Raw genomic sequence first — 26,029 nt, 5'->3', positions numbered from 1 at the left:
GACGCGGGCCGTTCGGGGTACGTGCGGGACGTGCCTACAGAGCGCCCTTGCGGGACAGGTGGTTGAAGGCCAGCCAGCCGGGTAGGACCGGCAGCCACAGCGTCAGCAGCCGGAACATCAGCACCGCGGGCGCGGCCACTTCCTTCGGCAGGCCCACCGCGATCAGGCCGACGGTGAGGGTCGCCTCGACCGCGCCCACGCCACCCGGGGTCGGCGCGGCCGAGCCGAGCGCGTTGCCGGCGAGGAAGACGACGGCGACGCTGGCGATGCTGAGCGAGGTCGACTGGTCGCCGAAGGCCCGGATCGAGGCGTCCAGGCACATCACGAAGCAGAACGTCAGCAGCAGCATGCCGCCGATGCCGGTGACGAGCTTCTGCGGTCGCTGGAGCACGTCCAGCATGCGCGGCACGACACCCGCGAACAGCGAACGCACGCGCGTGACGACGAACTTCCGCAGGAACGGCACCGAGGTGACCACCAGCACGAGCACCGCGACCGTCAGCAGGCCCGCGATGACCGTCCGGGACGGCGACAGGGACGGCGTCTTCTCGGTGCCGGTCAGATAACCGAAGGACAGCAGCATCAGGATGTGGCAGCCGAGCCCGAACAACTGCGAGGCGCCGACACTGGCCACCGCGAGCCCGGGGCGCACGCCCGCGCGTTGCAGGAAGCGCGTGTTCAGGGCCACGCCGCCGACCGCGGCCGGTGCCACGATCTTCACGAACGAGCCGGCGACCTGCGCCCCCACCGTCCGCACGAACGGGACGCGTTCCGGTACGAAACCCAGCAGGGACATGGCCGCCGCGACATAGCTGAGCGCCGAGAAGAGCACCGCCGCGATCACCCAGCCCCACTGGGCGTGGGCGACGAGCGTGCCGAACTCGATGTGCGTGAGCTGGGTCAGCAGGTAGTAGCCGCCGATGGCACCCGCGATGAAACTGATCAGCGTGCGGGGCCGGACGCGCTCCAGCCGGGCCGGTTCGACCGGCGCCTGCGGCCTGATCCGCAGCACCTGGTGGCGGATCTGGGTGAGCAGATCCTCTTCGCGGGCCCCCTCCAGGGCTTCGCCGATGGCCCGCTTCTCCGCCCGCGCCTCGGCACGTTCGGCCTTCTTGTCCTTCTTGTCGGGCCTCTCCGGCCTCTCCGGCCTTTCCGGTTTTCCGGGTTTCTCGGGCTCCTCCGAGCCGGCCGGGCCGGTGCCGCCGGTGTCCTGCGCGGTCTGCGCGGCCTGGTCCAGGCGGGCCTGCTTGGCCTGCCGGGACGCCTCCAGAACCGCCTCGCGTTCCCGCTGCGCCCGCTCCCGGGCCAGCCTGCGCAACGTCGCGCGCGTGGAGCGCGTCAGAGCGATGGGCTGGAGCATGGGCAGGCAGTCGGCGACCGCGTCGGGTCCCAGGACGCCGACCGCGGAGGCCACGGAGCGCTCCGCGCCCACCCGCAGGCCGAACGTCGTCAGCAGTTGGGCGATGTCCATGCGCAGCAGCAGATCGCCGGCCGCGATCTCGCCGCCGCGCAGATCGGTGAGGATCACCCTGCCGGAACGGTCCACCAGGATCGCGTCACCGGCCAGCCTGCGGTGCGCGATGCGCCGTGACTGCAACGCCTTCACCTGCTGCCAGGTGTGGTGCAGCAGCTCGTCGGTGATCTCCTCGTCCGCCAGCGCGTCGAGCGTGCGCCCGCCGGTGTGCTCGTAGACCAGCATCACGGCGTCGGGGCCGAGCTCGGAGGTCGCGATCAGCTTGGGCGCGTTGGCTCCGGCCGCGATGGCCGCGTAGGCGAGCAGCGCCTCCTGCTCCAGGGCCTGGCGCAGCGACTGGAGACTGCGGCGGGTGGCGAAGCCGCGCAGCGTGAGGTTGCGCCACACGCGGTAGAAGAAGCCCTGCGCCTGCTGCTCGCGGTCGACCACCGTGACGTCCAGCGGCGGTCCGTCCTCCAGGGTGACGAAGTAGCGCCGGCCGCGATCGCCGGTGTCCGCGGTGTCCGCCGCGTCCTCGCGGGCCGCGCTGACCGGGTGGAAGCCGACGGTCCGCAGCCCCGCCACCAGGGTCCGTCCCGTGGGGCGGACGTTCGGCGAGCCGACCGCGTACAGGGTGCCGTAGGCGATGGTCCAGCCGATCAGCACCGTCAGGATGATCGAGAACGGTGTGGTGTAGCCGGTGACCAGCATCGAGAAGGCGTCGAGCAGCAGCACGATCCACAGCACCGCGCGCCAGCGCGGTCGGCGGGACATGCCGACCGCCGTCATGTAGGCGATGACCGGGGCGAGGTAGCCGTGCACCGGGTCGGTGAGCGCGTGGATGTTGCTGGGGGAGGGCTGGGTGAGCGCGTCCTGGATCGAGTGCGGGGCGACCTTGGCGACCCACAGGTCGGTGGCGAGCGTCACCCCGTGGGCGAGGACGGCCGCGAGCACGCCGTCGGCGATCCGCAGCCCGTCCCGTTTGATCAGCCGCTCGATCGCGAACGCCACCGGGACCAGCAGGATCGCGATGCTGGACGCCAGCCCCGCGATCTTGATGAGCAGGTCGGGGGCCTGACCGGTGCCCTTGTTGATGTCCTGTTCGAGGCCCGAGGTGGTGCCGTGCGCGAACCCGGCGATCGCCAGCAGTACGACGATGGCGAGCACGCCCACCAGCAGCCGCATCAGATCGGAGGGACGATGCACGCGCGCGGGGAGCAGCGGCTCGTCGCCCTCGAGCTCGTCGGCGTGCGTCACGACGTCCTCCTCCACGGGCTTCCTGCCCGCCTTCGGAGCGTCCGTGCCCCCCGCCTTCCGAGCGTCCGAGCCGCCGGTGACGGGGTGCGACGAAACTCCAGAGGTGCCCTCCGCGTCTTCGGGGTGCACGCCCTGCTGCTTCATGGCCTCTTCTTGGTCTCGTATCACCGGTCACCGCCCGCACGATGGTGGCATGTCCCACCGACACACAGGGGCATCAGGGTGCATATGCGCGGCCGCACAGTCTGCCCGAGGCGCAGCCCGGGAGCGAGGGCCCCGCCCCGGACGCGGCGCGGCCGGCTGTCGGTGGGGTGCGGCAGGATGGGACGGATGAGCGATGTGAGCCCCCCGGACGACGGCCGCCCCGAGCACCCCGACGCGCTGCCCGAGTACGCCGAGCGGGTCCTGGAAGTCGCCGAGATGATCCCGCCCGGGTGCGTCATGACCTACGGCGACGTCGCCGAGTGGCTGGAGCGGGGAGGCCCCCGCCAGGTGGGCCGCGTGATGGCGCTGTACGGCGGCGCCGTCCCGTGGTGGCGGGTCGTACGCGCCGACGGGACCCTGCTCCCGGGGCACGAACTGCGCGCTCTCGCCCACTACCGCACGGAGGGCACACCCCTGAAGCAGGCGGGCAGGGCGGCCGACGGCCACCTGCCCCGCCTCGACATGAGGCGGGCCCGGTGGGACGGCGGCGAACGTGCGCAGGGTCACACCTGACAGCTTCCGCCATTCGAGGGGGCTGTGGGGAGCCCATGGCCCGTACGGGGGAATCGGGGGACGTCCGTGGCATGCCGTACGTTCGTGGGGCGAGGGACACACGTGACGGCGGTGCCGGGTGAGGACCGGGAGAAGCGAGGGAGGAAGGCGAAGCCCTCCTTCCGCGCCCGGCCGCGGCGTAGCGTCGGCTTCGCGTGTCCCCCTCACCCCTGCGGCCACCGCGCTCCCCCTCGGGCCGTCCGCTCCCGCGACGACGGCGCTGCGCGGCGGCCGTGACCGACCACAGCACACCCACCAGGACCGGCGAACCACGTGAGCTCCTCTTCCTCCACCAGGCGCCTGCCGCACCCCCGGGGGCGGCAGGGGAATCGTGGCGCCTACCGACTGGTGCGTACCCCGCCGACCAGACCGGACCCCCCTCGTCTGGACGCCGCACAGCGCTCCGTGGTTCACCACAGGACCGGTCCGTTGCTCGTCCTCGCGGGCCCGGGCACCGGCAAGACGACCACGCTGGTCGAGTCCGTGGCCGCGCGGATCGCCCGCGGCCAGGACCCCGACCGGATCCTGGTGCTGACGTTCAGCCGCAGGGCCGCCGTCGACCTGCGCGACCGCATGGCGCTGCGCACCGGCGCGGCCCACGTCCCGCAGGCGACCACCTTCCATTCGTTCTGCTACGCCCTGGTCCGCGCCCACCAGGACAGTGAACGGTTCGTCGAGCCGCTGCGGCTGCTGTCCGGACCCGAACAGGACGTGACCGTCCGCTCGCTCCTGGCCGGCCAGGCCGACCTGGAGCGGCTGGGCCTGGCGCACGTGCGCTGGCCGGACGAGCTGCGTGCCTGCCTGACCACCCGAGGCTTCGCCGACGAGGTCCGCGCGGTCCTCGCCCGCAGCCGCGAACTGGGCCTCGGCCCCGACGCCCTGGCCGCCTTCGCCCGCCGCATCGGCCGTCCCGACTGGCAGGCCGCGGCCGCCTTCCTCGCCGAGTACCTCGACGTCCTCGACCTGCGGGGCGTCCTCGACTACGCCGAACTGGTCCACCGCGCGGTGCTCCTCGCCCGCCGCCCCGAGGTCGCCGAACGGCTCGCCGCGCGGTACGACGCGGTCTACGTCGACGAGTACCAGGACACCGACCCCGCCCAGGTACGGCTGCTGCGCGCGCTGGCCGGGGACGGCCGCCCCCTGCTCGCCTTCGGCGATCCCGACCAGTCGATCTACGCGTTCCGGGGCGCAGACGTGAACGGCATCCTGCAGTTCCCGCAGACGTTCCCGCGCGCGGACGGCACGCCCGCGCCCGTGCAGGTCTTGCGCACCTCCCGGCGCTCGGGCGCCGCTCTGCTGGCCGCGACCCGGCTGCTGACCCGGCGGATGCCCCTCACCCGCCTGCCCGCCGACAAGGTCCGCGCCCACCGGGAGCTCACCCCGGTGCGCGACGGCGGGCGCGTCGAGGTCCACACGTACCCGACGGCGGGCACCGAGGTGGACAACATCGCCGACATCCTGCGCCGCGCGCACCTTGAGGACGGCGTCCCGTGGAGCGAGATGGCCGTCCTGGTGCGCGCCGGCGCCCGCTCCCTCCCCGGCCTCCGTCGCGCCCTGACGGCAGCCGGCGTGCCCCTGGACGTCGACGGCGACGACCTGCCGCTGCGGCACGAACCGGCGGTGGCGCCGCTGCTGACGGCGCTGCGGGCGGTGGCGAGCGCGGAGGCGGCGCGTCGCTCGGAGGAAGCGGCGGGACCGGCGGGCCCCGAGCGGGCGGAGCCGGAGGCGGACGCCTGCTGGCTCGACACCGAGACCGCGCTCACCCTCCTCGCCTCACCGCTGGCGGGCATGGACGCCGCCGACCTGCGCCGTCTGGGCCGCGCACTGCGCGAGGAGGAACGCGCCGCGGGCAACCCGCTGCCCCCGCCCTCGGACCAGCTGCTCGCGAGGGCGCTGGCGGAACCCGAGCGCCTGGTCGCGCACGACCCCACGTACGCGCGTGGCGCCCAGCGCCTCGGCGCTCTGCTCAGGAAGGCACGGGAGCGCCTGGCGGGCGGAGGCACCGCAGAGGAGGCGCTGTGGGACCTGTGGGACGGCACCCCGTGGCCCTCCCGCCTGGAGCGGGCGGCCCGGCGCGGCGGCGCGGCGGGCCGCAACGCGGACCGGGACCTGGACGCCGTGTGCGCGCTGTTCGCGACCGCCGCCCGCGCGGAGGAGCGCACCGGAGGCCTGGGCGCCCTGAACTTCCTGGCCGAGATCGAGGCCGAGGACATCGCCGCCGACACGCTCACCCGCCGCGCCGTACGCCCCGACGCGGTACGCCTGATGACGGCGCACCGCTCCAAGGGCCTGCAATGGCGCCTGGTCGTCGTCGCGGGCGTCCAGGAGGGCCTGTGGCCGGACCTGCGGCGCCGCGGCTCCCTGCTGGAGGCCGACCGCATCGGCCGCGACGGACTCGCCGCCCCGCTTACCCCGGGCGCGCTGCTCGCGGAGGAACGGCGGCTGTTCTACGTGGCCGCCACGCGCGCGCGTGAACGCCTCGTGGTGACCGCGGTGAAGGCTCCCGCCGACGACGGCGACCAGCCCTCCCGCTTCCTCACCGAACTCGGTGTCGAACCCAGGGACGTCCCCTCCCGCCCGCGCCGCCCGCTGTCGGTGGCGGCACTCGTGGCCGAACTGCGCGCCACGACCGTCGACCCGCGTGCCTCCGCCACCCTTCGGCAGGCCGCCGCGCACCGGCTGGCCCGGCTGGCCGCGCTCGCCGACGACGAGGGCCGTCCGCTGGTGCCCGCGGCCCACCCCTACCGCTGGTGGGGCATGGCCGAGCCGACCGAGAGCAAGGTGCCGCTGCGCGACCGCGAGCAGCCCGTGGTGCTGTCCGGCAGCGCCCTCGACCAGCTCGCCAACACCTGCGCCCTCCAGTGGTTCCTCAGCCGCGAGGTCAAGGCCGACGCCCCCGCGACCGCCGCCCAGGGCTTCGGCAACGTGGTGCACGTCCTCGCCGACGAGGTCGCCTCCGGACGCAGTCCCGCCGACCTCGCGGTCCTCATGGAGCGCCTGGACACGGTGTGGAACGCGCTCGCCTTCGACGCGCCGTGGAAGTCGGCGCAGGAGAAGGCGCACGCGCGTGAGGCGCTGGAACGCTTCCTGAACTGGCACGTCCTGGAGCGCGCCGGCCGTACCCCGGTCGCCGGCGAGCACGACTTCGACGTGACCCTGGAGGCGGGCGGCTACCAGGTGCGCATCCGCGGCTCCATGGACCGGGTGGAGGCCGACGGCGAGGGACGCGCCTACGTCGTCGACTTCAAGACGGGCAAGCAGGCGCCCACCGGGTCCGAGGTGGCACGCCATCCGCAGCTGGCCGTCTACCAGCTCGCCGTTCGCGAGGGCGCCGTCGACGAGGTCTTCGACGGGGCGCGCCCCGAACCGGGCGGCGCCGAACTCGTCCAGCTGCGCCAGGGCGCGGCGAAACGGGACGGCGGCGACGGCCTGCCCAAGGTGCAGACCCAGGAACCGCTGACGGGGGAGTGGGCCGGCGAGCTGCTGGCCACCGCCGCCGGAAAGGTCCTCGACGAACGGTTCACACCGACGGCCGGGCAGCACTGCGCGCACTGCTCCTTCCGGGCGTCGTGCAGCGCGCGGCCGGAGGGGCGCCATATCGTCGAGTGAGCCGCGTGACGAACGGCACCACTCATGCTGACCTGCGGGTTCTTGGCCCCTGGAGATCGTCTGGCACGGATTGTCAGTGCCCGCCGCTAGCCTCTGTGAGATGCCCGCCCGTATCACCGATCCCGAGCAGCTCAAGGAGCTCCTCGGGATTCCGTTCACCCCGGAGCAGACGGCCTGCATCGTCGCGCCGCCCGCCCCGCAGGTGATCGTGGCCGGCGCCGGCTCCGGCAAGACGACCGTGATGGCGGCCCGCGTGGTGTGGCTGGTCGGCACCGGACAGGTCGCCCCCGAGCAGGTCCTCGGACTGACCTTCACCAACAAGGCCGCCGGCGAACTCGCCGAACGCGTCCGCAAGGCACTGATCAGGGCAGGCGTCACCGACCCGGAGGCCATCGACCCCGACAACCCGCCGGGTGAGCCGCTGATCTCCACCTACCACGCCTTCGCCGGCCGTCTGCTGAAGGACCACGGACTGCGCATCGGGCTCGAGCCCACCACCCGCCTGCTCGCCGACGCCACCCGCTACCAGCTCGCCGCGCGCGTGCTGCGCGAGGCCCCAGGCCCCTACCCGGCGCTGGCCCGCTCCTTCCCGGACCTGGTGAGCGACCTCCTGGCCCTCGACGCCGAACTCGCCGAACACCTCGTACGCCCGGAGGACCTGCGCGCCTGGGACACCGGGCTGCTGCACACCCTGGAGGGCGCCAAGCTCACCAACGCCGACCTGCGCAGGGTCCCCGAGACGGCCGCCGCCCGCCGGGAACTGGCCGAACTGGTGCTCCGCTACCGGGCCGCCAAACGCGAGCGCGACCTGCTCGACTTCGGCGACCAGATCGCCCTGGCCGCACGGCTCGCCCGTCTGCCGGAGGTCGGCCGCGTCCTGCGCGAGGAGTTCCGGGTCGTCCTGCTCGACGAGTACCAGGACACCTCCGTCGCCCAGCGCATCCTGCTGGCCGGCCTCTTCGGCGACGGCACCGGCCACCCCGTCACCGCCGTCGGCGACCCCTGCCAGGCGATCTACGGCTGGCGCGGTGCCTCCGTCGCCAACCTCGACGACTTCCCCGAGCACTTCGCGCACGCCGACGGCCGCAGAGCCACCCGGCAGGCCCTGAGCGAGAACCGCCGCAGCGGCGGCCGCCTCCTCGACCTCGCCAACGGCCTCGCCGAGCCCCTGCGCGCCATGCACGCGGGCGTGGAGGCCCTGCGCCCGGCCCCCGGCGCCGAACGTGACGGTCTGGTGCGCTGCGCCCTGCTGCCCACCCACGCCGAGGAGATCGACTGGATCGCCGACTCGATCGCCCACCTCGTGGGGACCGGGACGGCACCCGGCGAGATCGCCGTCCTGTGCCGTACGGCAGCCGACTTCGCCGAGATCCAGGGCGCCCTGGTCGCCCGGGACGTCCCGGTCGAGGTGGTCGGCCTGTCCGGGTTGCTGCACCTGCCCGAGGTCGCCGACCTCGTCGCCGTCTGCGAGGTCCTCCAGGACCCCGGCGCCAACGCCGCGCTGGTCCGGCTGCTGACCGGCCCACGCTGGCGCATCGGCCCGCGCGACCTGGCGCTCCTGGGCCGCCGGGCGAGGCTGCTCGTCGCCCACGCGCGCGTGGACGCCGACGACGACCCCGACAGCCGGCTCGCCGAGGCCGTGGAGGGCGTCGACCCGGCCGAGGTGATCTCGCTCGCGGACGCCCTCGACACCTTCCTCGAAACGCCCCTGGACGGTGCAGGGGACGACGACCGGCTGCCGTTCTCCCCGGACGCGCGCGTGCGGTTCGCCCGGCTCGCCGCCGAACTGCGCGACCTGCGGCGTTCACTGTCCGACCCGCTGATGGACGTGCTGTACCGCGTTCTGGCCGTCACCGGTCTCGAGGTGGAACTGTCGGCCTCCCCGCACGCCCTGGCCGCCCGCCGCCGCGAGACCCTGGCGAACTTCCTGGACATCGCCGCCTCCTTCGCCGCGAACGAGAGCGAGGCGAGCCTGCTGGCCTTCCTCGGCTTCCTGCGCACCGCGGCCCAGTACGAGAAGGGCCTCGACAACGCGCTGCCCGGCGGCGAGAACACCGTCAAGGTGCTCACCGCGCACCGGTCCAAGGGCCTGGAGTGGGACGTCGTGGCGGTCCCCGGCCTGGTCACCGGCACCTTCCCCAGCGGGCAGGGCCGGGAGAAGTGGACCAGCCAGGGCAAGGTGCTGCCGCACGCCCTGCGCGGCGACGCCGACACCCTCCCGGACATCGACGGCTGGGACGCGCGCGGCATGAAGGCCTTCCACGAGGCCATGAAGGACCACCAGCACACCGAGGAGCTCCGCCTCGGCTACGTCACCTTCACCCGCCCCCGCTCCCTGCTCCTCGGCTCCGGCCACTGGTGGGGCCCGAGCCAGAAGCGGCGCCGTGGCCCGTCCGCGTTCCTTCAGGCCCTGTACGACCACTGCGCCGCCGGCCACGGCGAGATCGAGGCGTGGGCGGACGAGCCCGGGGAGGACGAGGAGAACCCGGCCCTGCACCGGGCCACCGCCGACCAGGTGTGGCCCCTGCCGCTGGACGAGGCCGCCCTGACCCGCCGCCGCGAGGCCGCCGCGATCGTCCTGGCCCACCTGGAGGACCTCGCCACCGGCGCGCACGGCCACCCGGAGGCCGCGCACGACCCCGCGTCCCACGGCGACCCCGACTGGCCCGCGCCACCGCAGGACGAGACGCCTCCGTACGACGACGCGCCCCCGTACGACGCCGGGTCGCTCTTCGGCGAGGACGACGCGGTCGAGGACGGCGACCCGTTCGGCGTCGAGGGCCCCCTCGAGCAGGACGCTCCCTTCAGGGACGGCGACCCCTTCGAGGACGGCGACCCCTTCGAGGGGGAGACCGACGACTGGGACTCCTGGAGCGGCGACCGTCCGACCGTCCCGCACCAGGCGCCTTCGCCCGACGACCATGCAGCGCCCCCGCCCCCGCCCGAGCCCGATCACGAGTACCCGACCCACCCCGAGCCGGACCGCGAACCCGGATCCAGTCCCCGACCCGGATCCAGCCACCTCACTCCGGAGGAGGCCCGCATGGTCGCCTCCTGGGACCGCGACCTCGAAGCGCTGACGGGGGAACTCCGTCGCGCCCGGCAGGCCGTCACCGATGTGCCCCTGCCGACGACCCTGACCGCGTCGCAACTGCTGCATCTGGCCGCCGACCCCGACGGGTTCGCACGGGAGCTCGCCCGCCCCATGCCGCGCCCCCCGCAACCGGCCGCACGCCGTGGCACCCGCTTCCACGCCTGGGTGGAAACGCGCTTCGAGGAACTGACGCTGCCCATGCTGGAACCCGGGGAGCTGCCCGGCGACGACGCCGAGATCACCGACGAACGCGACCTCGAAACCCTCAAGGAGGCCTTCGAGCGCACCCCGTACGCCCACCGCACGCCCCACCGCGTCGAAGCGCCCGTCCAGCTCGCCCTCGCCGGCCGGGTGGTCCGGGGCCGCATCGACGCCGTCTACAAGGACGGCGACGGCGAGCGGGCGACGTACGAGATCGTGGACTGGAAGACGCACCGCTCCCGCACCGCGGACCCGCTCCAGCTCGCGGTGTACCGGCTGGCCTGGGCCGAACTGCACGGCATCCCCCTGGACCGTGTCACGGCCGCGTTCGTCTACGTGCGCACCGGCGAGGTGGCACGGCACGACGACCTCCCGGGCCGCGCCGAGCTGGAACGGCTGCTGACGGAGGAGCCGCAGGCCGAGCCCCGGTGTGACGAACCGCCCGAACGGGAGGCCACCGCGGGCCGATAGGCTCGGAGCCATGAGCCAGACCCCGGACAGCGCCGTCCGTACGTACATCGAACAGCACCGCACCGCCTTCCTCGACGACCTCGCCGAATGGCTGCGCATCCCGTCCGTGTCGGCCCAGCCCGACCACGCGCCCGACGTACGGCGCAGTGCTGACTGGCTCGCCGGCAAACTCCAGCAGACCGGTTTCACCACCACCGAGGTCTGGCCCACCACGGGTGCCCCCGCCGTCTTCGCCGAGTGGCGTTCCGACGACCCGAAGGCCCCCACCGTCCTCGTCTACGGCCACCACGACGTCCAGCCCGCCGCCCGTGAGGACGGCTGGGACAGCGAGCCCTTCGAGCCCGTCGTACGCGAAGGACGCCTCTACGCGCGCGGGGCGGCCGACGACAAGGGCCAGGTGTTCTTCCACACACTCGGCGTCCGCGCGCACCTCGCCGCCACCGGCCGCACCGCCCCGGCCGTCAACCTCAAGCTGCTCATCGAGGGCGAGGAGGAGTCCGGCTCCCCGCACTTCCGGGAGCTCGTCGAACAGCACGCGGAGCGCCTGGCCGCCGACGCGGTGATCGTCTCCGACACCGGCATGTGGTCCGAGGACACCCCCACGGTGTGCACCGGGATGCGTGGCCTCGCCGAGTGCGAGATCCACCTGTACGGACCCGACCAGGACATCCACTCCGGCTCCTTCGGCGGCGCGGTGCCCAACCCGGCGACCGCCGCCGCCCGCCTGGTCGCCGCCCTGCACGACGAGCACGCGCGCGTGGCCGTCCCCGGCTTCTACGACGGCATCGTGGAACTCACCGACCGGGAGCGCCGCCTCTTCGCCGAGCTGCCCTTCGCCGAGGAGCAGTGGCTGCGCACCGCCAAGTCGTACGCCGCCCACGGCGAGGCCGGATACACCACCCTGGAGCGCGTCTGGGCCCGCCCCACCGCCGAGGTCAACGGCATCGGCGGCGGCTACCAGGGGCCCGGCAGCAAGACGATCATCCCGTCCGCGGCGACGGTCAAGCTGTCGTTCCGGCTGGTCGCCGGCCAGGACCCCGACCACATCGAGAAGGCCGTCCGCGCCTGGGCCGCCGAGCAGGTGCCCGCGGGGATACGGCAGGAGATCGTGTTCGGCGCGGCCACGCGCCCGTGCCTGACGCCGCTGGACCACCCGGCCCTGCAGTCCGTGGTCCGCGCCATGGGCCGCGCCTTCGACGCCCCCGTCCGCTTCACACGCGAGGGCGGCTCGGGCCCGGCCGCCGACCTCCAGGAGGTGCTCGGCGCGCCCGTCCTCTTCCTGGGCATCTCCGTCCCCTCCGACGGCTGGCACGCACCCAACGAGAAGGTCGAGCTCGACCTCCTGCTCAAGGGCGTCGAGACCAGCGCGTACCTGTGGGGCGACCTCGCGGAGCACTGGCACGATGCGCCCTGACGGGCGCCCGCCGGCCCGGGCGGTGTCGTGCCGGGCGCACACTGGAGAGGCCCTCCCGCGCCCCCAGGCCCCGTCGGACGCGGACGCCTCCTGCCGCACGTCCCGCTGAACCGCCGCCGAAACAACCGTTGCACCGGGGGAGTTGGAAGCACCCGTGACCACCTGGACCGACCACACCGCCGACCGTCCCATCTCGCTCACCGCGCCCAGCGGCATCGACCGGGCCGCCCACCACCGGCTCGACGAGGCCTGGCTCGCCGCGGCATGGAGCCACCCCTCGACGCGCTGCTTCGTGGTCTCCGGCGGTCAGGCCCTGATCGACGAGACCCTCGACGGCCGCACCGAACTGGTCACGACGCCCTCCTTCGAGGCCCCCCTCACCGAGGCGCACCGCTACTTCCTCGGCACGGACGCGGAGGGCGTCAGCTACTTCGCCCTGCAGAAGGACTCCCTGCCCGGCCGCATCGACCAGTCCGCACGCCCGGCCGGTCTGCGCGAGGCCGGTCTGCTCCTGTCCCCCCGGGACGCAGGCCTGCTGGCGCACGCGGTGGCCCTGGAGAACTGGCAGCGGCTGCACCGCTTCTGCTCCCGCTGCGGCGAGCGCACCGTGATCGCCGCGGCCGGGCACATCCGCCGCTGCCCGGCCTGCGGCGCCGAGCACTATCCGCGCACCGACCCCGCCGTGATCATGGCGGTCACCGACGACGCGGACCGGATCCTGCTCGGCCGCCAGGTGCACTGGCCCGAGGGCCGTTTCTCCACGCTCGCCGGCTTCGTCGAGCCGGGGGAGTCCATCGAGCAGTCGGTGCGCCGCGAGGTCCACGAGGAGGTGGGCGTCGCCGTCGGCGAGGTCGAGTACGTCGCCAGTCAGCCCTGGCCGTTCCCCTCCAGCCTCATGCTGGGCTTCATGGCGCACGCCACCTCGACCGAGATCGCCGTCGACGGCGACGAGATCCACGAGGCCCGCTGGTTCTCCCGCGAGGAACTGCGCGCGGCCTTCGAGTCCGGCGAGGTCCTGCCGCCCTACGGCATCTCCATCGCGGCCCGCCTCATCGAGCTCTGGTACGGCGAGCCGCTGCCGACGAGGAGCGCCGTCTGAGGCCCGGAGACCCGGAAACAACGAGAAGGCGGCCTCCCCGGGGTTCCGGGGAGGCCGCCTTCCACGTCTGCCGCCGGACGCACGAGCTCAGACGTCCCGCTTGCGCGCCGTCAGCTGGAAGAGCCGAGCTGTGTGCATGTAGGGCGGCAGCGCGGTCGTGGCGAGTTCCAGTTGTTCAAGGTCCGCGTAGAACGCCGGGTCGTGTTTTCGCGCGTCGTCGGTGATGTAGTCGCAGAAGCCGCGGATGCCGTAGTGCTGTACGTCCTGGCAGCCGAGGCTTTGCAGGACAGGGATGATCTCTTCGGCCGTGTGGAGTGTCACCGCCGAGTCGAACGTCTGGGTCCGGGACCGGTCTGTGCCGAGCGCGGCCAGCGCGGCGGCGGGGTCGGTCTCGCGAACGGCGATGGTCAAGGCGGCCGAGTGACGGTTGATCGCCATCATCGAGAACAGCCCGCCGGGCTTCAGCGGGACGAGGGCCGCGGCGAGGACGCCCGGCACGTCGTCCACGTACTGGAGAAGGTTGTGGCACAGGACCACGTCGAACGCTCCGGCGGAGAGATCGGCGGGCAGAGCCGTCACATCGGCGCGCACACAGGTGATCAGCTCCGTCAGGCCGGCCGTCGAGGCTCGCTCGGTCGCGGCGGCGAGCATGGCGGGTGCGTGGTCGACGATGGTGACGTGATGCCCGCGGGCGGCCAGACGCATCGCGTCGCCGCCGTCACCGCCGGCGAGGTCGAGCATCCGCAGCGGCCCGCCGCCCAGGTCGTCGAGATGACGGGCGAGGTTCGCCTCGGCGATCGCGTACCGCAGACGGCCCCAGGGGGCGTCCTGCCATTCCTGCCAGGTGGTCATCGCGGTGTTGAACCTCTCGGGAGCCTCAGGCATCTCGCGACGATAGCCCGAACACGCGTGCGTTGCGCCGTGCCGGGCGGTCCACCGACTCGCCCCGGTACAGGTCGGGGCATGCAAAGACCCCCGATCCGGCGCCAGGCGGGTCGGGGGTCGTGTGCGGCATGTGGTCAGACGCCGAGTGCCTGCTTCACCTGGGCGAGGCTCGGGTTCGTCATCACGACCTCGACCCCACCATTGGAGGGAACCACCTGCAGGGTGGGAACCGTCTGGTTTCCGCCGTTGGCCTTTTCGACGAAGGCTGCGGAATCCGGGTCCTGCTCGATGTTGATCTCGGTGTACGCGATGCCCTCGCGGTCCATCTGGCTCTTCAGCCGGCGGCAGTAGCCGCACCACGTGGTGCTGTACATCGTCACAGTGCCCGGCATGTCTCTCGCGCTCCTTCGGCGGCTCGGGGACGTATTCGTCGCAGGGGAGGAACGTACGCCACCGCTCCGGCATTCCCACCGGGGGTATCCGGCCCGCGTGACGCGCGGCACGGGACGCGCGGAGTCGGCACGGCCGCAGCAGCACCAGCGCGACCGGTACGACCAGTACGACCGCCGGGGGCTGCCTGTGGACAACCGGCTCATGCGTCCCACGGCGACCTGGCAGCATGGCTGTGTGACAGCAGCAACGCACTCCCCGCTCTTCCCTCGGGTCCCCGACTCCGCCGACGCGGTGCTCGACGGGCTCGACCCCGAGCAGCGTGAGGTGGCCACCTCTCTGCACGGGCCGGTGTGCGTCCTGGCGGGCGCCGGCACGGGCAAGACCCGGGCGATCACCCACCGCATCGCCTACGGGGTGCGCGCGGGTGTCCTCCAGCCCTCCAGCGTGCTGGCCGTCACCTTCACCAACCGTGCGGCGGGGGAGATGCGCGGCCGGCTGCGCCAGCTCGGCGCGCACGGCGTGCAGGCCCGCACCTTCCACTCCGCCGCCCTGCGTCAGTTGCAGTACTTCTGGCCGAAAGCGATCGGTGGCGCCCTGCCCCGGCTCGTCGACCGCAAGATCCAGCTCGTCGCGGACGCGGCCGCCGCCTGCCGCATCCGCCTGGACCGGGGCGAGCTGCGGGACGTCACCGCCGAGATCGAGTGGTCCAAGGTCACCCAGACCGTCCCGGCCGACTACGCCCTCGCGGCCGCGAAGGACGGCCGCGCCGTCCCCCGCGACCCGGCCGAGATCGCCCAGCTGTACTCGGTGTACGAGGACCTCAAGCGGGAGCGCTCGGTCATCGACTTCGAGGACGTCCTGCTGCTGACCGTCGCCGTCCTCCAGGACCGCGCCGACGTCGCCGAACAGGTCCGCGCCCAGTACCAGCACTTCGTGGTCGACGAGTACCAGGACGTCTCCCCGCTCCAGCAGCGCCTGCTGGAACTGTGGCTGGGCGACCGCGACAGCCTGTGCGTCGTCGGCGACGCCAGCCAGACGATTTACTCCTTCACCGGAGCGACCCCCGACCACCTGCTCGACTTCCGCACCCGCCATCCCGGCGCCACCGTCGTCAAGCTGGTCCGCGACTACCGCTCCACGCCGCAGGTCGTCCACCTGGCCAACGGACTGCTCGCCCAGGCCCGGGGCCGTGCCGCCGACCACCGGCTGGAACTGGTCTCCCAGCGCGCCCCCGGGCCCGAGCCCGCCTACACCGAGTACACCGATGAGCCCGCCGAGGCGGAAGGCGCCGCCCGCCGCATCCACGACCTGATCGCCTCCGGCCTCCCGGCGAGCGAGATCGCCGTCCTGTTCCGGACGAACGCCCAGTCCGAGACCTACGAACAGGCCCTCGCCGACGTCGGCGTGCCCTACCAGCTGCGCGGCGCGGAACGCTTCTTCGACCGGCCGGAGGTGCGCAGGGCCAGTGTCGCGCTGCGGGCCGCGGCGCGCTTCGGCGGCAACGACTCCCTCCTCGACGACGCCGACGACCTGCCCTCACAGGTGCGTGCCGTGTTGTCGGGGGAGGGCTGGACCCCGCAGCCGCCGGCCGGCTCCGGCGCGGTCAGAGAGCGCTGGGAATCCCTGGCCGCCCTGGTGAGCCTCGCCCAGGACTTCGCCGCCGCCCGGCCGGGGGCGACGCTCGCCGACCTCGTGGCGGAACTCGACGAGCGGGCGAACGCCCAGCACGCCCCGACGGTCCAGGGCGTCACCCTCGCCTCCCTGCACTCGGCCAAGGGCCTGGAGTGGGACGTCGTCTTCCTGGTCGGCGTCGCCGAGGGCATGATCCCCATCACCTACGCCCGAACAGACGAACAGATCGAGGAGGAGCGCCGCCTCCTCTACGTGGGTGTCACCCGCGCCCGTGAGCTGCTGCACGTGTCCTGGTCGCTGTCCCGCTCGCCGGGCGGCCGTCCCGGCCGCCGCCCCAGCCGCTTCCTCGACGGGCTGCGCCCCGGCTCGGCCGGTACCGCGGGCCGCGCCGCACCCGGTGGCTCCGGAGGCGTCGAGCGCGGCTTCACCGCGGCCGTGGCGACGCGCACGGCGCCCGCCGCCCCGCGGCGCACGCAGCGCACCCCGGCCCGGTGCCGGGTCTGCGGCCGCACGCTCACCGACGCCGGCGAGATGAAGCTGATGCGCTGCGACGGCTGCCCCTCCGACATGGACGAGGGCCTGTACGAGCGGCTGCGCGAGTGGCGGGCGGTCCAGGCGGGGCGCAGCGGGCAGCCCGCCTTCTGCGTCTTCACCGACAGGACACTGATGGCGATCGCCGAGACCGTCCCGGACGACGAGCGCGAACTGGCGCGCATCCCCGGAGTGGGGATGCGCAAGCTCCGCCGGTACGGGCCGGATGTTCTCGCCCTCTGCGAGGGCCGGGAGCCCGGGGAAGGAGGCAACGAGGACTGAGCGAGTACCGGCCGCGGACTGGCCGGGGAATGAGGGGAACTCGTCGAAAAAATAGTTTGCGCACCCGCCGTCCGTCCCCATAGGTTCTTGGTCACGGGAACAGTGGCCTTCCTGAGGCCCCGGTTCCGTGTTCTACTTGCATATCCGTACGGACTGGCTCACCCCAGTCCCTCAGACGCCGAGAGGAGGCGAGCCCAGTGATCACTATCAAGACCAGCTCCATCAGCACCGCCAAAATGACCGATCGCTCGGTCGTCTCCCTGTGCATGCTCGGCGCCTTTAACCAGGGCACCGGTCTGTCCGGCATTGCTGCCGCGCGTCCGGCGTCCTGCGTGTCCCTCGCGGGCCTTCCCGTCCGTGAGCGTGATGAGCGACCGACCAAGGCACTGGAAGCAGTAGCGGCGCAGGCGCAGGCCTATGCCGTTGAGGCGGCCGGTGCCGGTAACCGGGAGCAGACGAAGCAGCACCACCTGATGTGGGCCTTCCGTGGGCCAGACCCCTGGAGTGATCCAGCCTGATCGCCGATCAGGCCGGCGCCTTCAGGGCCGCGGAACCCCATCCGGGATCCGCGGCCCTTCTGTTTTCCCCGAACGGGGACAGCGGAGCGAAGGAGCCTCGGGACAAGAGAAGAACCCGGTAGCCAGCCGACACCCGGCCGACCGGCCGACCCGACCAGACGAGGAAGACGAACCGTGCAACTCGAAGCGCACGCCCCGTCCGTACCGCCTTCCGACACGATCCCCAAGCCCGGTCTCACGGAGGACCCCGCCTTGACCCCGCTCACCGCGCTCACCGCGCTCGACGAAGCCATCGAGAACCTCGGCGTGCCCGTCCCCTGCCGTTCCTACGACCCGGAGGTCTTCTTCGCCGAGTCGCCGGCGGACGTGGAGTACGCCAAGTCCCTCTGCCGCACCTGCCCGCTGATGGAGGCCTGCCTCGCCGGCGCCAAGGAGCGGCGTGAGCCCTGGGGCGTCTGGGGTGGCGAGCTGTTCGTCCAAGGTGTCGTCGTCGCCCGGAAGCGGCCGCGTGGCCGCCCGCGCAAGAACCCGGTCACGGCATGAACACCGCAGGAACGATCGACCGCCCCCTCACGCACGACCCCCAGAAGCAGGCCCCGATGAAGCCGTCCGCCAGCGAGCCCGCGGGCTCCGCGACCGAAGACGTCACCACCACCGGCGCGAACGACTCGCGTCAGAACAGGAACCGAGAGATGCAACTCATCCCAGAAGCGCTGGCTCGTGCGCATATGCGCGAGCGGCTGCACGAGGCGGAGAGGGAACGCCAGGCCGTACGCCTGGCGGCCGCCCGCCGGATGCAGCGTCGCGCCGAGCGCGCCTCGCTGCGTGCCCGCCGCGCGCTCGCCATGGCAGTGATGCACTGACCGACAACGCTGTTCCACGCCGCCAGGCGGTGGCCTCCCGGTCCGGGAGGCCGGAACCCTGCCCGCGGGGGCCGGTCCGTTCGGACGGACCGGCCCCCGCGGTGCGTTGTTCCCGCCGATCCGCGGCCCGGCGGTATGGTCGCGGGGTGACGAGTCTTCCCGGAGGCGCGGACCCCGCCGGCACGGCAGGTGCGGGCACGGACCACGCGGGCACGGCGTACGGCGGCACGGGCCGCGGCGGTGCGAGCGCCGAGCGTCCCGGCCTGGCGTGCGCACGCTGCGGCACCCCGGCCGAGGGCCTGCCGCCCACCTGGACCTGCTCCGTGGAGAACGGCACCCGGCGCCACTTCTGCGACGCCTGCTCCCGCGAGAACCTCCGCTCGATCGAGGGGCGCCTGGACTCCGCCTGGTGGTAGCCCCCAGCGTGCTCAGGCCTCGGCGGCCGCCTGCTCGTCGTCCGGTTCCTCGTCGCCCGGCTGCTCGCCTCCCGGACGGGCGGCGAAACCCGGCAGCCACTCCTCCAGCTCTTCCCGAAGCCGCACGGTGGAGCCCAGCTGGCACAGCACGCCGATGGTGCTGAGCGTGACCCGGTGGATCAGCAGGTACGACGGGGGGAGATTGAGCCGCTTGCCCAGTTGGTAGGCGGGGGAGCGGGGGTCGGCGATCCGGGCCGCCTGGCTGCGCATCCAGCCGCGGGTGAAGGTGAACTCCTCCACCTGGGCCGGTTCGATGATCGGCAGGAGGTAGTCGAGGACGGCGTCCGGGTCCAGCTCGATGGACTCCTTCACGAAGCCCTCCGTGGACAACATCTCGTAGACCGCCTCCGCCTCGCCGTCCAGCGCCATGCGCAGCGCTGAGCCGATGGGCGTCGGCAGGCCGCCGGGAAGGCGGTCGACGGTGCCGAAGTCCAGGACACCCAGCCGCCAGTCGTCCTCGCCGTCCGGTCCGCCGGGCAGGAGACGGAAGTTGCCGGGGTGCGGGTCGGCGTGCAGCAGGCCCGTGCGGGCCGGGCCCGAGAACAGGAAGCGGGCCAGCAGCTGGCCGGCGCGGTCGCGCTGGGTCTGGGTGCCGTCCGCGATCACCTCGGACAGCGGAACACCGTCGAGCCACTCGGTGACCAGGACCTGCTCGCACTGATGGACCACCGCCGGGACGACGAAGTCCGGGTCGTCGGCGAACTCCTCGGCGTGAGCCTGCTGGGCCTGCGCCTCCAGTCCGTAGTCCAGCTCCTCGGAGACGCGGTCCTTGAGCTCGGCGATCAGCGGTTTGATGTCCACGCCGGGAACCAGCGGTCCCAGAAGGCGGGCGAACCTGCTCAATTGGGTCAGATCGGAGACGAGGGCCTCGCCGGCGCCGGGATACTGCACCTTGACCGCGACCTCGCGGCCGTCGCGCCACACCGCCCGGTGCACCTGCCCGATCGAGGCCGCCGCGGACGGCTTGTCCTCGAACTCCTCGAACAGCTCGCGCCAGTGCTCGCCCAGCCGCTCCTCCAGCACGGAGTGCACCGTGCGCGTCGGCATCGGCGGCGCCGCCTCCTGGAGCTTGGTCAGCGCGACCCGGTAGGGGCCGGCGACCTCCTCGGGCAGTGCCGACTCGAAGACGGACAGCGCCTGCCCGAACTTCATCGCCCCGCCCTTGAGCTCACCGAGCACCTTGAACAACTGGTCGGCTGTGCGTTGCTGAAGCTCGCGACCGACGAGATCGGCGGACTCGCCGACGATCCGTTTGCCGAGTCCCCAGGTCGCTCTCCCGGCGAATCCGAGCGGGAGCGCGGCGAGCTTGGCGGTCCGGGTGACCGCCTTCCGGGGAAGATCAGACATGCGCCCTCCAAGTCCGAGCAAGCCGCGCCGCGTCTGCCCGGCGGCAGGGCGTCGATGACGGCCGTTGCCCAGCCATTGTCGCGCGTGCCTCGCCGTTCCCCGAGGCCTGCTCCCCCTCGGCTTCCCCGGCCGCGCCGCACGAGCAGGACGGATGCGGCCACACCGGGCGTGGGCGCCAGCTCAGGTCGGGCAGGGACACCTCCCAGCGGGCGCCCGCACTGGAGGGCGACTCCCCGTCCAGGAAGGCGAGCGCGTGCGCCGCCGACAGGGCGGCCACGGTCGCGGCGAGAGGCAGATCACACGGGCGTACATGACGCGGTCTGCCCGAGCGCCACTGCGCCACCAGACGCGGCCAGGTCCCGTCCCGGTCCGTGCGCCCCAGGTGCAGACAGCCGGCGCAGCCGGTCTCGCCGGGCAGGACGAGCGGGCCCACGACGCCCGTGCCCTCCACCACCCCGGCGTACAGATGAGGGGTGCCGGACTCGATCAGGGCGGCGGCCGCGGACGGATCGGGCGCGTACACGGCGATGTCGTCCCTCGGGGCGAGGACCACCAGGGAGAATCCCCGCTCGTCGGACTCGGACGGCGTCCGGGCGGTGCGGCGGGCCGGACGGTCCGGGGCCGCGGCGCGCACGGCCCGCCGCGCCGCGGTGTCCCGGCGCTCGCCGACGGTCTCGGCGGACAGCCCACCCGGGGCGACGTCCCCCGGCTCCACACAGCCGCCGTCGCGCACGTCGACCTCGCCGACCCCCGCCCCGGACAGCAGCGCCGCGAGGACGGCGCCCACCCGGCCCGCGCCCTCGACCCGCACCCGCGCCGCACGTCGGGCGGCGAGGCGCCCCATCGCCTCACCCGGTGCGCGCGTGGTCAAAGAGAGGGAGGCGAGATCGGGCGCCAGCCGGTCCATGGCCTCCTTCCGCTCCCGCAGCGCGTCGGCCGCCGCGCCGCCGCCCCGGGCGTCGTCCAGGAGCCCGGCCTGGGCCAGTCGCTCCACCAGGTGGTCGACGTGACCGTCGGGCAGATCCATGCGGCGTGCCTCCTCCCGCAGCAGCGGCAGTCCGCGCGTGCCGTTGAGCAGGTCCAGGAAACTGCCCGTCGCCGTGTCCAGCGGGCCCAGGGTCATCGCGTGCGCGGGAGTCATCCCGAACTGCACGGTGCCGAGATCACGCCAGCCGCGCCTGAGCGCGGGTTTCACCATCGGATGCATGCGAGCCCCCGTAGCCCGAAGAAGGAAAGCACCGGAACGTCCTCGTACGCCGGTGAGGCCGGTCCCAGCCGTCGCCGACGAGTGCCAGCATGCCCGGCCCGGACGGCGGGCGCCGAAAGTTGTCCACAGGCGATGGGTATTCGTCGTACGAGTCGCATGAGTCGTACGAATCGGACGCTCGGCGGGGGATCGGCGCGGAACCCGTTCCGGGCCCGGGACTTCCCGGCCGCGCACCCGGTAACGTCGGGGCGTGTCCGCCGACCCACTGCACCGTGCCGGAACGCCGCAGCACGGCAAGACGAGCCCGCCGCCGGACGGCGCCGAGGCGAGCGAGATCGAGGTCCGCAGGAGTACCCGGCGCCGTCGGACGGTCTCCGCGTACCGCGAGGGCGGTCGCACCGTCGTGCTCATCCCCGCCCGGATGTCCGAGGCGGAGGAGCGGCGCTGGGTGACCGTCATGCTCGACAAGCTCGCCGCCCAGGAGAGCCGGCGAACGCTCGGCGACACGGAGCTGGCCGAACGCGCCGAACGGCTGTCCGCCCAGTTCTTCGACGGCCGCGCCCGGCCCGCCTCGGTCCGCTGGGTCACCAACCAGAACACGCGCTGGGGCTCGTGCACCCCGGCGGAGGGCAGCATCCGGCTGTCCCACCGGCTTCAGGGGATGCCCGAGTACGTCGTCGACTACGTACTGCTGCACGAGCTGGCCCATCTGCTCGTCCCGGGACACGGCCCCGACTTCTGGCGGCTGCTGGAGGCGTACCCGCGCACCGAGCGGGCCCGGGGCTATCTGGAAGGGGTGGCGGCGGCCGCGCGGCTGCCGCATCCGCCGGGTTCGCAGGGCGGGTGACCGAGCCGCCGGGGGCGCCCGTCACCACTCGACTGTGCTTGTGTACCGGGTCCGTACCGACTTCGGCCGGTGCCGGGGTTTGCCGTTAGCCTGGCGCGACGCACTCGCACTCGGGACGGGGGACGGTCCGTTGGGCATGCCCAGGGAATTCCAGCGCGGCCACAAGGCCAGGATCAGTGACCTGACCGCGGGCACGGATCTGTACGTCGGCGTGCAGATCACGGCCCCCGGACTGACCGTCGACATCAGCTGCTTCGGTCTGGACGCCGACGAACGCCTGTCGGACGACCGGTACTTCGTCTTCTACAACCAGCCGAAGTCGCCCGAGGAGGCCATCCAGCTGCTGGGCGCCCAGGCGGGCGACACGGAGTCCTTCCGGGTCACGCTGGAGAAGATCCCGTCGCACATCCGGAAGCTGTCGTTCACGGCCGCCATCGACGGGGCCGGGCAGATGTCCCGGATCGACTCCGGGTACCTGCGCATCGTGGCGGGCGGCGAGGAGGTGGCCCGGTACGCGTTCGACGGCTCGGAGTTCTCCACCGAACGGGCCGTGATACTGGGCGACTTCTACGTCAGGGACGTGTGGCGGTTCGCGGCCGTCGGCCAGGGCTTCGACGGGGGCCTCGAGGCGCTGCTGAAGAACTTCGGCGGGGAGGTCCTGGAAGAGGAGGAGGACCCCGCCGCGGGCCAGGACCCGCAGTCCGGAACCGCTCCGGGCTTCGCCCCGCCCGCCCAGGCCACCGCGCCCCCGGAGTTCGCCGTCCCCTCCGGGCCGCCCGCCCCGATGCCTGCCTCGGCCGCCGTCCCGGTCCCTGCCCCGATGCCTGCCTCGGCCGCCGTCCCGGTCCCTGCCCCGATGCCTGCCTCAGCCCCCGTCCCGGTTCCAGCCCCGGAGCCGGTCGTCCCGGCCCCAGCCCCGGTCCCCGCCCCGGAGCCGGTCGCCCTGGTGCCGTCGCCCGTCGCGTACGGCTTCGCGCCGCCTCCAGGAGCCACCCCGCTGCCTCCGGAAGCCACCCCGCCGCCTCTGCCCCCGGCGCCGGGTCCCGCGCCGTCGGTGCACGCGGCGCCGACCATCATCGCCCCCCTGACCCCGCCCGGCGCCCCTGTCCCGCCGCCCGCCCCGCCGCCCGCGCCCTACGCGCAGCCGCCTTACGGCCGGCCGCACGGACAGACCCCGCCCCCGCCCCCGCTCCCGCCGCCCGCCCAGTACCAGGCACAGCAGCCCCCGCCCCCGCTCCCGCCATCCGCGCAGTACCAGGCACAGCAGCCCCCGCCGCCCCCCGGCTACGATGACCGGCCGCCGTTCGGCCAGGCCCCCGGTCAGCCCGCTCCCTACGGAGCGCCGGAGGCGCCCCCCGGGCCGCCGGAGTGTCCGCCGCGCTGAACCCGCTGCTGCCACCGCAGAACGCGGTGGTCGGGCAGGGTCTCGCCGCGCAGTTCGGCATGGGACGGCAGGGGGTGCGGGGACAGAATCAGGGGAACGTCTGGGGCTGAGCCGAGGCCGGAGGCGAGGGGCGACCACCACCGGCCGTCGCCCCTCGCGGGGTCAGAGCCTGGCGCGCGTCGCCTCCAGCAGGCGGACGACCGACGTGTCCGCCACCCCCGGCACGTCGTCGTAGGCGAACCAGCGCAGGTCCAGGGACTCGTCGCTGATGGCCGCCACCGCCCCGCTCGGCGCGAGCGCGGCGTACTGGACGTCGAGGTGCCAGGCACACGGGGTGCGGTGGCGGTCGAGGCGGACGGGGCCGCCGGGCAGCAGGGTCAGCCCCTCGATGCCCGACTCCTCGGTCGCCTCGCGCAGGGCCGCGTCCGCCAGCGTGGCGTCCTCCGGCTCGCAGTGGCCGCCCATCTGGAGCCACATGCGCAGCTTCCTGTGGAGGGTCAACAGCACCCGGCCGCGCTCCGGGTCGATCACCATCGCGCTCGCCGTGATGTGCCCGTCCGCGCAGGCCTTCCACATGCCGTCCGGGCGCGTCCGCAGATGCTCCAGGTAGAGCGGGCGCAGCTCCTTCTGGTCCCCGTACTCCCCGTACTCCCCGGACTCTCCGTGCTCCCGGTACTCCCGCAGGACGAGGACCGCGTCGTCGTGGAGGCTCACTCGGCGTCGTCGCCCTTGTCGCTCTTCCCGTCCTCGTTGGTCTCGTTGGTCTCGTTGTTCTCGTCGGGCTCGGTCTTCTTGCGCAGGTCCGGCTTCGGCGCGGAACCGCCCGCCGCCTCGCCGAGCATCCTGTCCAGCTCGGAGAAGTCCATGTGCTCGCGGTGCACGAAGCCGTCCGGGTCGTCCAGGTCGGCGGCGGTGGGCAGCATGTCCGGGTGCGCCCACAGGCCGTCGCGGCCCTCCACCCCGCGCGCGTCGGTGAGCGAGGCCCACAGGCGGGAGGCGTCCCGCAGCCGGCGCGGGCGCAGCTCCAGGCCGATCAGCGTGGCGAACGTCTGCTCGGCCGGACCGCCCGAGGCCCGGCGGCGGCGCAGCGTCTCGCGCAGCGCGTCGGCGGACGACAGGCGAGGCTTGGCCGCGGCGTGCACCACGGCGTCCACCCAGCCCTCGACGAGGGCCAGAGCGGTCTCCAGGCGGGCCAGGGCGGCCTTCTGCTCCGGGGTGTCCTCCGGCTGGAACATGCCCTGCTGGAGGGCGTCCTGCAACTGCTCGGGGTTCTGCGGGTCGAACTGGCCGACCACGTCCTCCAGCTTGGCGGTGTCGACCTTGATCCCGCGCGCGTACCCGTCGACGGCGCCGAACAGGTGCGAGCGCAGCCACGGCACGTGCGAGAACAGGCGCTGGTGGGCGGCCTCCCGCAGGGCGAGGTACAGCCGCACCTCCTCCTTGGGCACGCCCAGGTCCTTGCCGAACGTCTCGATGTTCACCGGCAGCAGCGCGGCCCGGCCGGCCGGACCGAGCGGCAGGCCGATGTCGGTCGAGCCGACGACCTCGCCGGCCAGCACGCCGACGGCCTGACCGATCTGCGTGCCGAACATGGCGCCGCCCATGGAGCGCATCATGCCGATCAGCGGGCCGGCCATGGCCTGCATCTCCTCCGGCAGGACGTCGCCCATGGCGGTGCCGACCCGCTCGGCGACCGGGTCGACGAGCTCCTTCCACGCCGGCAGGGTGGCCTCGACCCACTCCGCGCGGGACCACGCCACCGCGGAGCCCGCGCCGGACGGCAGGGACGTCACGTCGTCCAGCCACAGGTCGGCCAGCCGGACGGCGTCCTGGACCGCGGTGCGCTCGGCGGGGCCGACGCTGGCGTCCTTGGTGCCGTCCGAGGTGCCCTGGGAGACCGTCTGGCGGGCGATCTGCTTGGCCATGTCCCAGTTCACCGGGCCGCCCTCGTAGGAGAGCATCTGGCCGAGCTGCTGGAACGCCGCGCCCAGGTCGGTGGGGTTCAGCGAACCGAACATGGCTGCGAGCGGATTGTCGGCGCCGGGCCCGCCAAAGCCTCCGGCTCCGGACAGTCCGAAACCGAACGGGTTGGCCGGTCCCTGCTCACCGCCGCTCTGCTGGTCCTTCTTCTTGCCCTCGTCGCCGTCGTCCGGCTCCTCCGGCGGAAGGCCGAATCCGAATGGGGTGTCACTCACGGGGTTCCTCGGCTGTTAAGGCCACCGGTTCTCTCCGGCGGCGCGGCTGCCCGACAACACCACCCAGCGTAGACACCATGGGCGGTTCGGGCCTCGGTGCTTCGCCGACACATCG

The 26,029-nt window shown here is 73.4% G+C and carries 18 protein-coding genes and 2 pseudogenes; 13 read left to right on the top strand and 7 right to left on the bottom strand.

What is annotated here, in order from left to right:
- Positions 1-34 precede the first annotated feature (34 nt).
- Positions 35-2,854 (bottom strand): lysylphosphatidylglycerol synthase transmembrane domain-containing protein, encoded by a 2,820-nt coding sequence (locus ACTYVM_RS14990; protein WP_445526424.1) that lies wholly within the window; start codon positions 2,852-2,854, stop codon positions 35-37.
- A gap of 186 nt (positions 2,855-3,040) precedes the next feature.
- Here ACTYVM_RS14990 and ACTYVM_RS14985 point away from each other — a divergent pair, with 186 nt between their 5' ends.
- The 5 genes from ACTYVM_RS14985 (at position 3,041) to nudC (ending at position 13,354) form a co-directional block, all read left to right on the top strand.
- Positions 3,041-3,427 carry an MGMT family protein gene (locus tag ACTYVM_RS14985; protein ID WP_445526423.1) on the top strand — a complete coding sequence of 129 codons (387 nt, stop codon included), beginning with the start codon at positions 3,041-3,043 and terminating at the stop codon, positions 3,425-3,427.
- Positions 3,428-3,739: 312 nt separating this feature from the next.
- Complete coding sequence (locus ACTYVM_RS14980; protein ID WP_445526422.1) at positions 3,740-7,075, top strand: ATP-dependent helicase; 3,336 nt, start codon at positions 3,740-3,742, stop codon at positions 7,073-7,075.
- A 100-nt stretch (positions 7,076-7,175) separates the two neighbouring features.
- On the top strand, positions 7,176-10,841 hold the full coding sequence (locus tag ACTYVM_RS14975) for an ATP-dependent helicase (RefSeq protein ID WP_445526421.1): 3,666 nt from the start codon (positions 7,176-7,178) through the stop codon (positions 10,839-10,841).
- Positions 10,842-10,851: 10 nt separating this feature from the next.
- A complete protein-coding gene (locus ACTYVM_RS14970) occupies positions 10,852-12,255 on the top strand; it encodes a dipeptidase (RefSeq protein WP_445526420.1) in 1,404 nt (467 codons plus the stop codon).
- A gap of 154 nt (positions 12,256-12,409) precedes the next feature.
- A complete protein-coding gene (nudC, locus tag ACTYVM_RS14965) occupies positions 12,410-13,354 on the top strand; it encodes an NAD(+) diphosphatase (protein ID WP_445526419.1) in 945 nt (314 codons plus the stop codon).
- Positions 13,355-13,441: 87 nt separating this feature from the next.
- On the opposite strand, the gene ACTYVM_RS14960 is transcribed toward nudC, so the two are convergent.
- Both ACTYVM_RS14960 and ACTYVM_RS14955 read right to left on the bottom strand, forming a co-directional pair.
- Complete coding sequence (locus tag ACTYVM_RS14960; RefSeq protein ID WP_445526418.1) at positions 13,442-14,239, bottom strand: class I SAM-dependent methyltransferase; 798 nt, start codon at positions 14,237-14,239, stop codon at positions 13,442-13,444.
- 134 nt (positions 14,240-14,373) lie between these two features.
- Positions 14,374-14,631 (bottom strand): glutaredoxin domain-containing protein, encoded by a 258-nt coding sequence (locus ACTYVM_RS14955; protein WP_445526417.1) that lies wholly within the window; start codon positions 14,629-14,631, stop codon positions 14,374-14,376.
- A gap of 97 nt (positions 14,632-14,728) precedes the next feature.
- On the opposite strand from ACTYVM_RS14955, the gene ACTYVM_RS14950 reads away from it, so the two are divergent.
- The 5 genes from ACTYVM_RS14950 (at position 14,729) to ACTYVM_RS14930 (ending at position 18,874) form a co-directional block, all read left to right on the top strand.
- Positions 14,729-17,077, top strand: a complete 2,349-nt coding sequence (locus ACTYVM_RS14950) for an ATP-dependent DNA helicase UvrD2 (protein ID WP_445526416.1) — start codon at positions 14,729-14,731, stop codon at positions 17,075-17,077.
- Positions 17,078-17,274: 197 nt separating this feature from the next.
- On the top strand, positions 17,275-17,595 hold the full coding sequence (locus ACTYVM_RS14945; protein ID WP_445526415.1) for a hypothetical protein: 321 nt from the start codon (positions 17,275-17,277) through the stop codon (positions 17,593-17,595).
- A 174-nt stretch (positions 17,596-17,769) separates the two neighbouring features.
- Entirely contained in the window at positions 17,770-18,138 is a 369-nt protein-coding gene (locus tag ACTYVM_RS14940; RefSeq protein ID WP_400029007.1) for a WhiB family transcriptional regulator, read from the top strand.
- Complete coding sequence (locus ACTYVM_RS14935) at positions 18,135-18,458, top strand: putative WhiB-interacting protein (protein ID WP_445526414.1); 324 nt, start codon at positions 18,135-18,137, stop codon at positions 18,456-18,458. The genes ACTYVM_RS14940 and ACTYVM_RS14935 overlap by 4 nt, the downstream gene beginning before the upstream one ends.
- A 146-nt stretch (positions 18,459-18,604) precedes the next feature.
- Entirely contained in the window at positions 18,605-18,874 is a 270-nt protein-coding gene (locus ACTYVM_RS14930; RefSeq protein ID WP_445526441.1) for a hypothetical protein, read from the top strand.
- Positions 18,875-18,886: 12 nt separating this feature from the next.
- Here the strand turns inward: ACTYVM_RS14930 and ACTYVM_RS14925 are convergent, their stop codons facing one another.
- Positions 18,887-20,281: an ABC1 kinase family protein gene (locus ACTYVM_RS14925; protein ID WP_445526413.1), complete on the bottom strand. Its 1,395-nt coding sequence runs from the start codon at positions 20,279-20,281 to the stop codon at positions 18,887-18,889.
- Complete coding sequence (locus ACTYVM_RS14920) at positions 20,274-21,488, bottom strand: TOMM precursor leader peptide-binding protein (RefSeq protein ID WP_445526412.1); 1,215 nt, start codon at positions 21,486-21,488, stop codon at positions 20,274-20,276. Before ACTYVM_RS14920 ends, ACTYVM_RS14925 begins: the two co-directional genes overlap by 8 nt.
- A 250-nt stretch (positions 21,489-21,738) precedes the next feature.
- On the opposite strand from ACTYVM_RS14920, the gene ACTYVM_RS14915 reads away from it, so the two are divergent.
- The 3 genes and pseudogenes from ACTYVM_RS14915 to ACTYVM_RS14905 all read left to right on the top strand — a co-directional run.
- Positions 21,739-22,335: a M48 metallopeptidase family protein gene (locus ACTYVM_RS14915; protein ID WP_445526411.1), complete on the top strand. Its 597-nt coding sequence runs from the start codon at positions 21,739-21,741 to the stop codon at positions 22,333-22,335.
- 136 nt (positions 22,336-22,471) lie between these two features.
- Positions 22,472-23,605: pseudogene (locus ACTYVM_RS14910) on the top strand (TerD family protein); the annotation flags it as partial.
- A 119-nt stretch (positions 23,606-23,724) separates the two neighbouring features.
- A pseudogene (locus ACTYVM_RS14905) lies at positions 23,725-23,829 on the top strand (AIM24 family protein); the annotation flags it as partial.
- 52 nt (positions 23,830-23,881) lie between these two features.
- On the opposite strand, the gene ACTYVM_RS14900 reads toward ACTYVM_RS14905, so the two are convergent.
- Together ACTYVM_RS14900 and ACTYVM_RS14895 are read right to left on the bottom strand one after the other, a co-directional pair.
- On the bottom strand, positions 23,882-24,433 hold the full coding sequence (locus tag ACTYVM_RS14900; RefSeq protein ID WP_445526410.1) for an NUDIX hydrolase: 552 nt from the start codon (positions 24,431-24,433) through the stop codon (positions 23,882-23,884).
- Complete coding sequence (locus ACTYVM_RS14895) at positions 24,430-25,914, bottom strand: zinc-dependent metalloprotease (RefSeq protein ID WP_445526409.1); 1,485 nt, start codon at positions 25,912-25,914, stop codon at positions 24,430-24,432. Before ACTYVM_RS14895 ends, ACTYVM_RS14900 begins: the two co-directional genes overlap by 4 nt.
- Between the last annotated feature and the right edge of the window lie 115 nt (positions 25,915-26,029).

Source organism: Streptomyces cyslabdanicus, from assembly GCF_052663305.1.
Note: the sequence above shows the minus strand (reverse complement) of the source record. Positions and strands in the feature narration are given on the sequence as shown.

Coding starts and splice junctions, on each gene's coding strand:
- ACTYVM_RS14990 (WP_445526424.1), bottom strand. CDS start 2,854: ATGAAGCAGCAGGGCGTGCACCCCGAAGACGCGGAGGGCACCTCTGGA.
- ACTYVM_RS14985 (WP_445526423.1), top strand. CDS start 3,041: ATGAGCGATGTGAGCCCCCCGGACGACGGCCGCCCCGAGCACCCCGAC.
- ACTYVM_RS14975 (WP_445526421.1), top strand. CDS start 7,176: ATGCCCGCCCGTATCACCGATCCCGAGCAGCTCAAGGAGCTCCTCGGG.
- ACTYVM_RS14970 (WP_445526420.1), top strand. CDS start 10,852: ATGAGCCAGACCCCGGACAGCGCCGTCCGTACGTACATCGAACAGCAC.
- ACTYVM_RS14960 (WP_445526418.1), bottom strand. CDS start 14,239: ATGCCTGAGGCTCCCGAGAGGTTCAACACCGCGATGACCACCTGGCAG.
- ACTYVM_RS14955 (WP_445526417.1), bottom strand. CDS start 14,631: ATGCCGGGCACTGTGACGATGTACAGCACCACGTGGTGCGGCTACTGC.
- ACTYVM_RS14935 (WP_445526414.1), top strand. CDS start 18,135: ATGAACACCGCAGGAACGATCGACCGCCCCCTCACGCACGACCCCCAG.
- ACTYVM_RS14925 (WP_445526413.1), bottom strand. CDS start 20,281: ATGTCTGATCTTCCCCGGAAGGCGGTCACCCGGACCGCCAAGCTCGCC.
- ACTYVM_RS14920 (WP_445526412.1), bottom strand. CDS start 21,488: ATGCATCCGATGGTGAAACCCGCGCTCAGGCGCGGCTGGCGTGATCTC.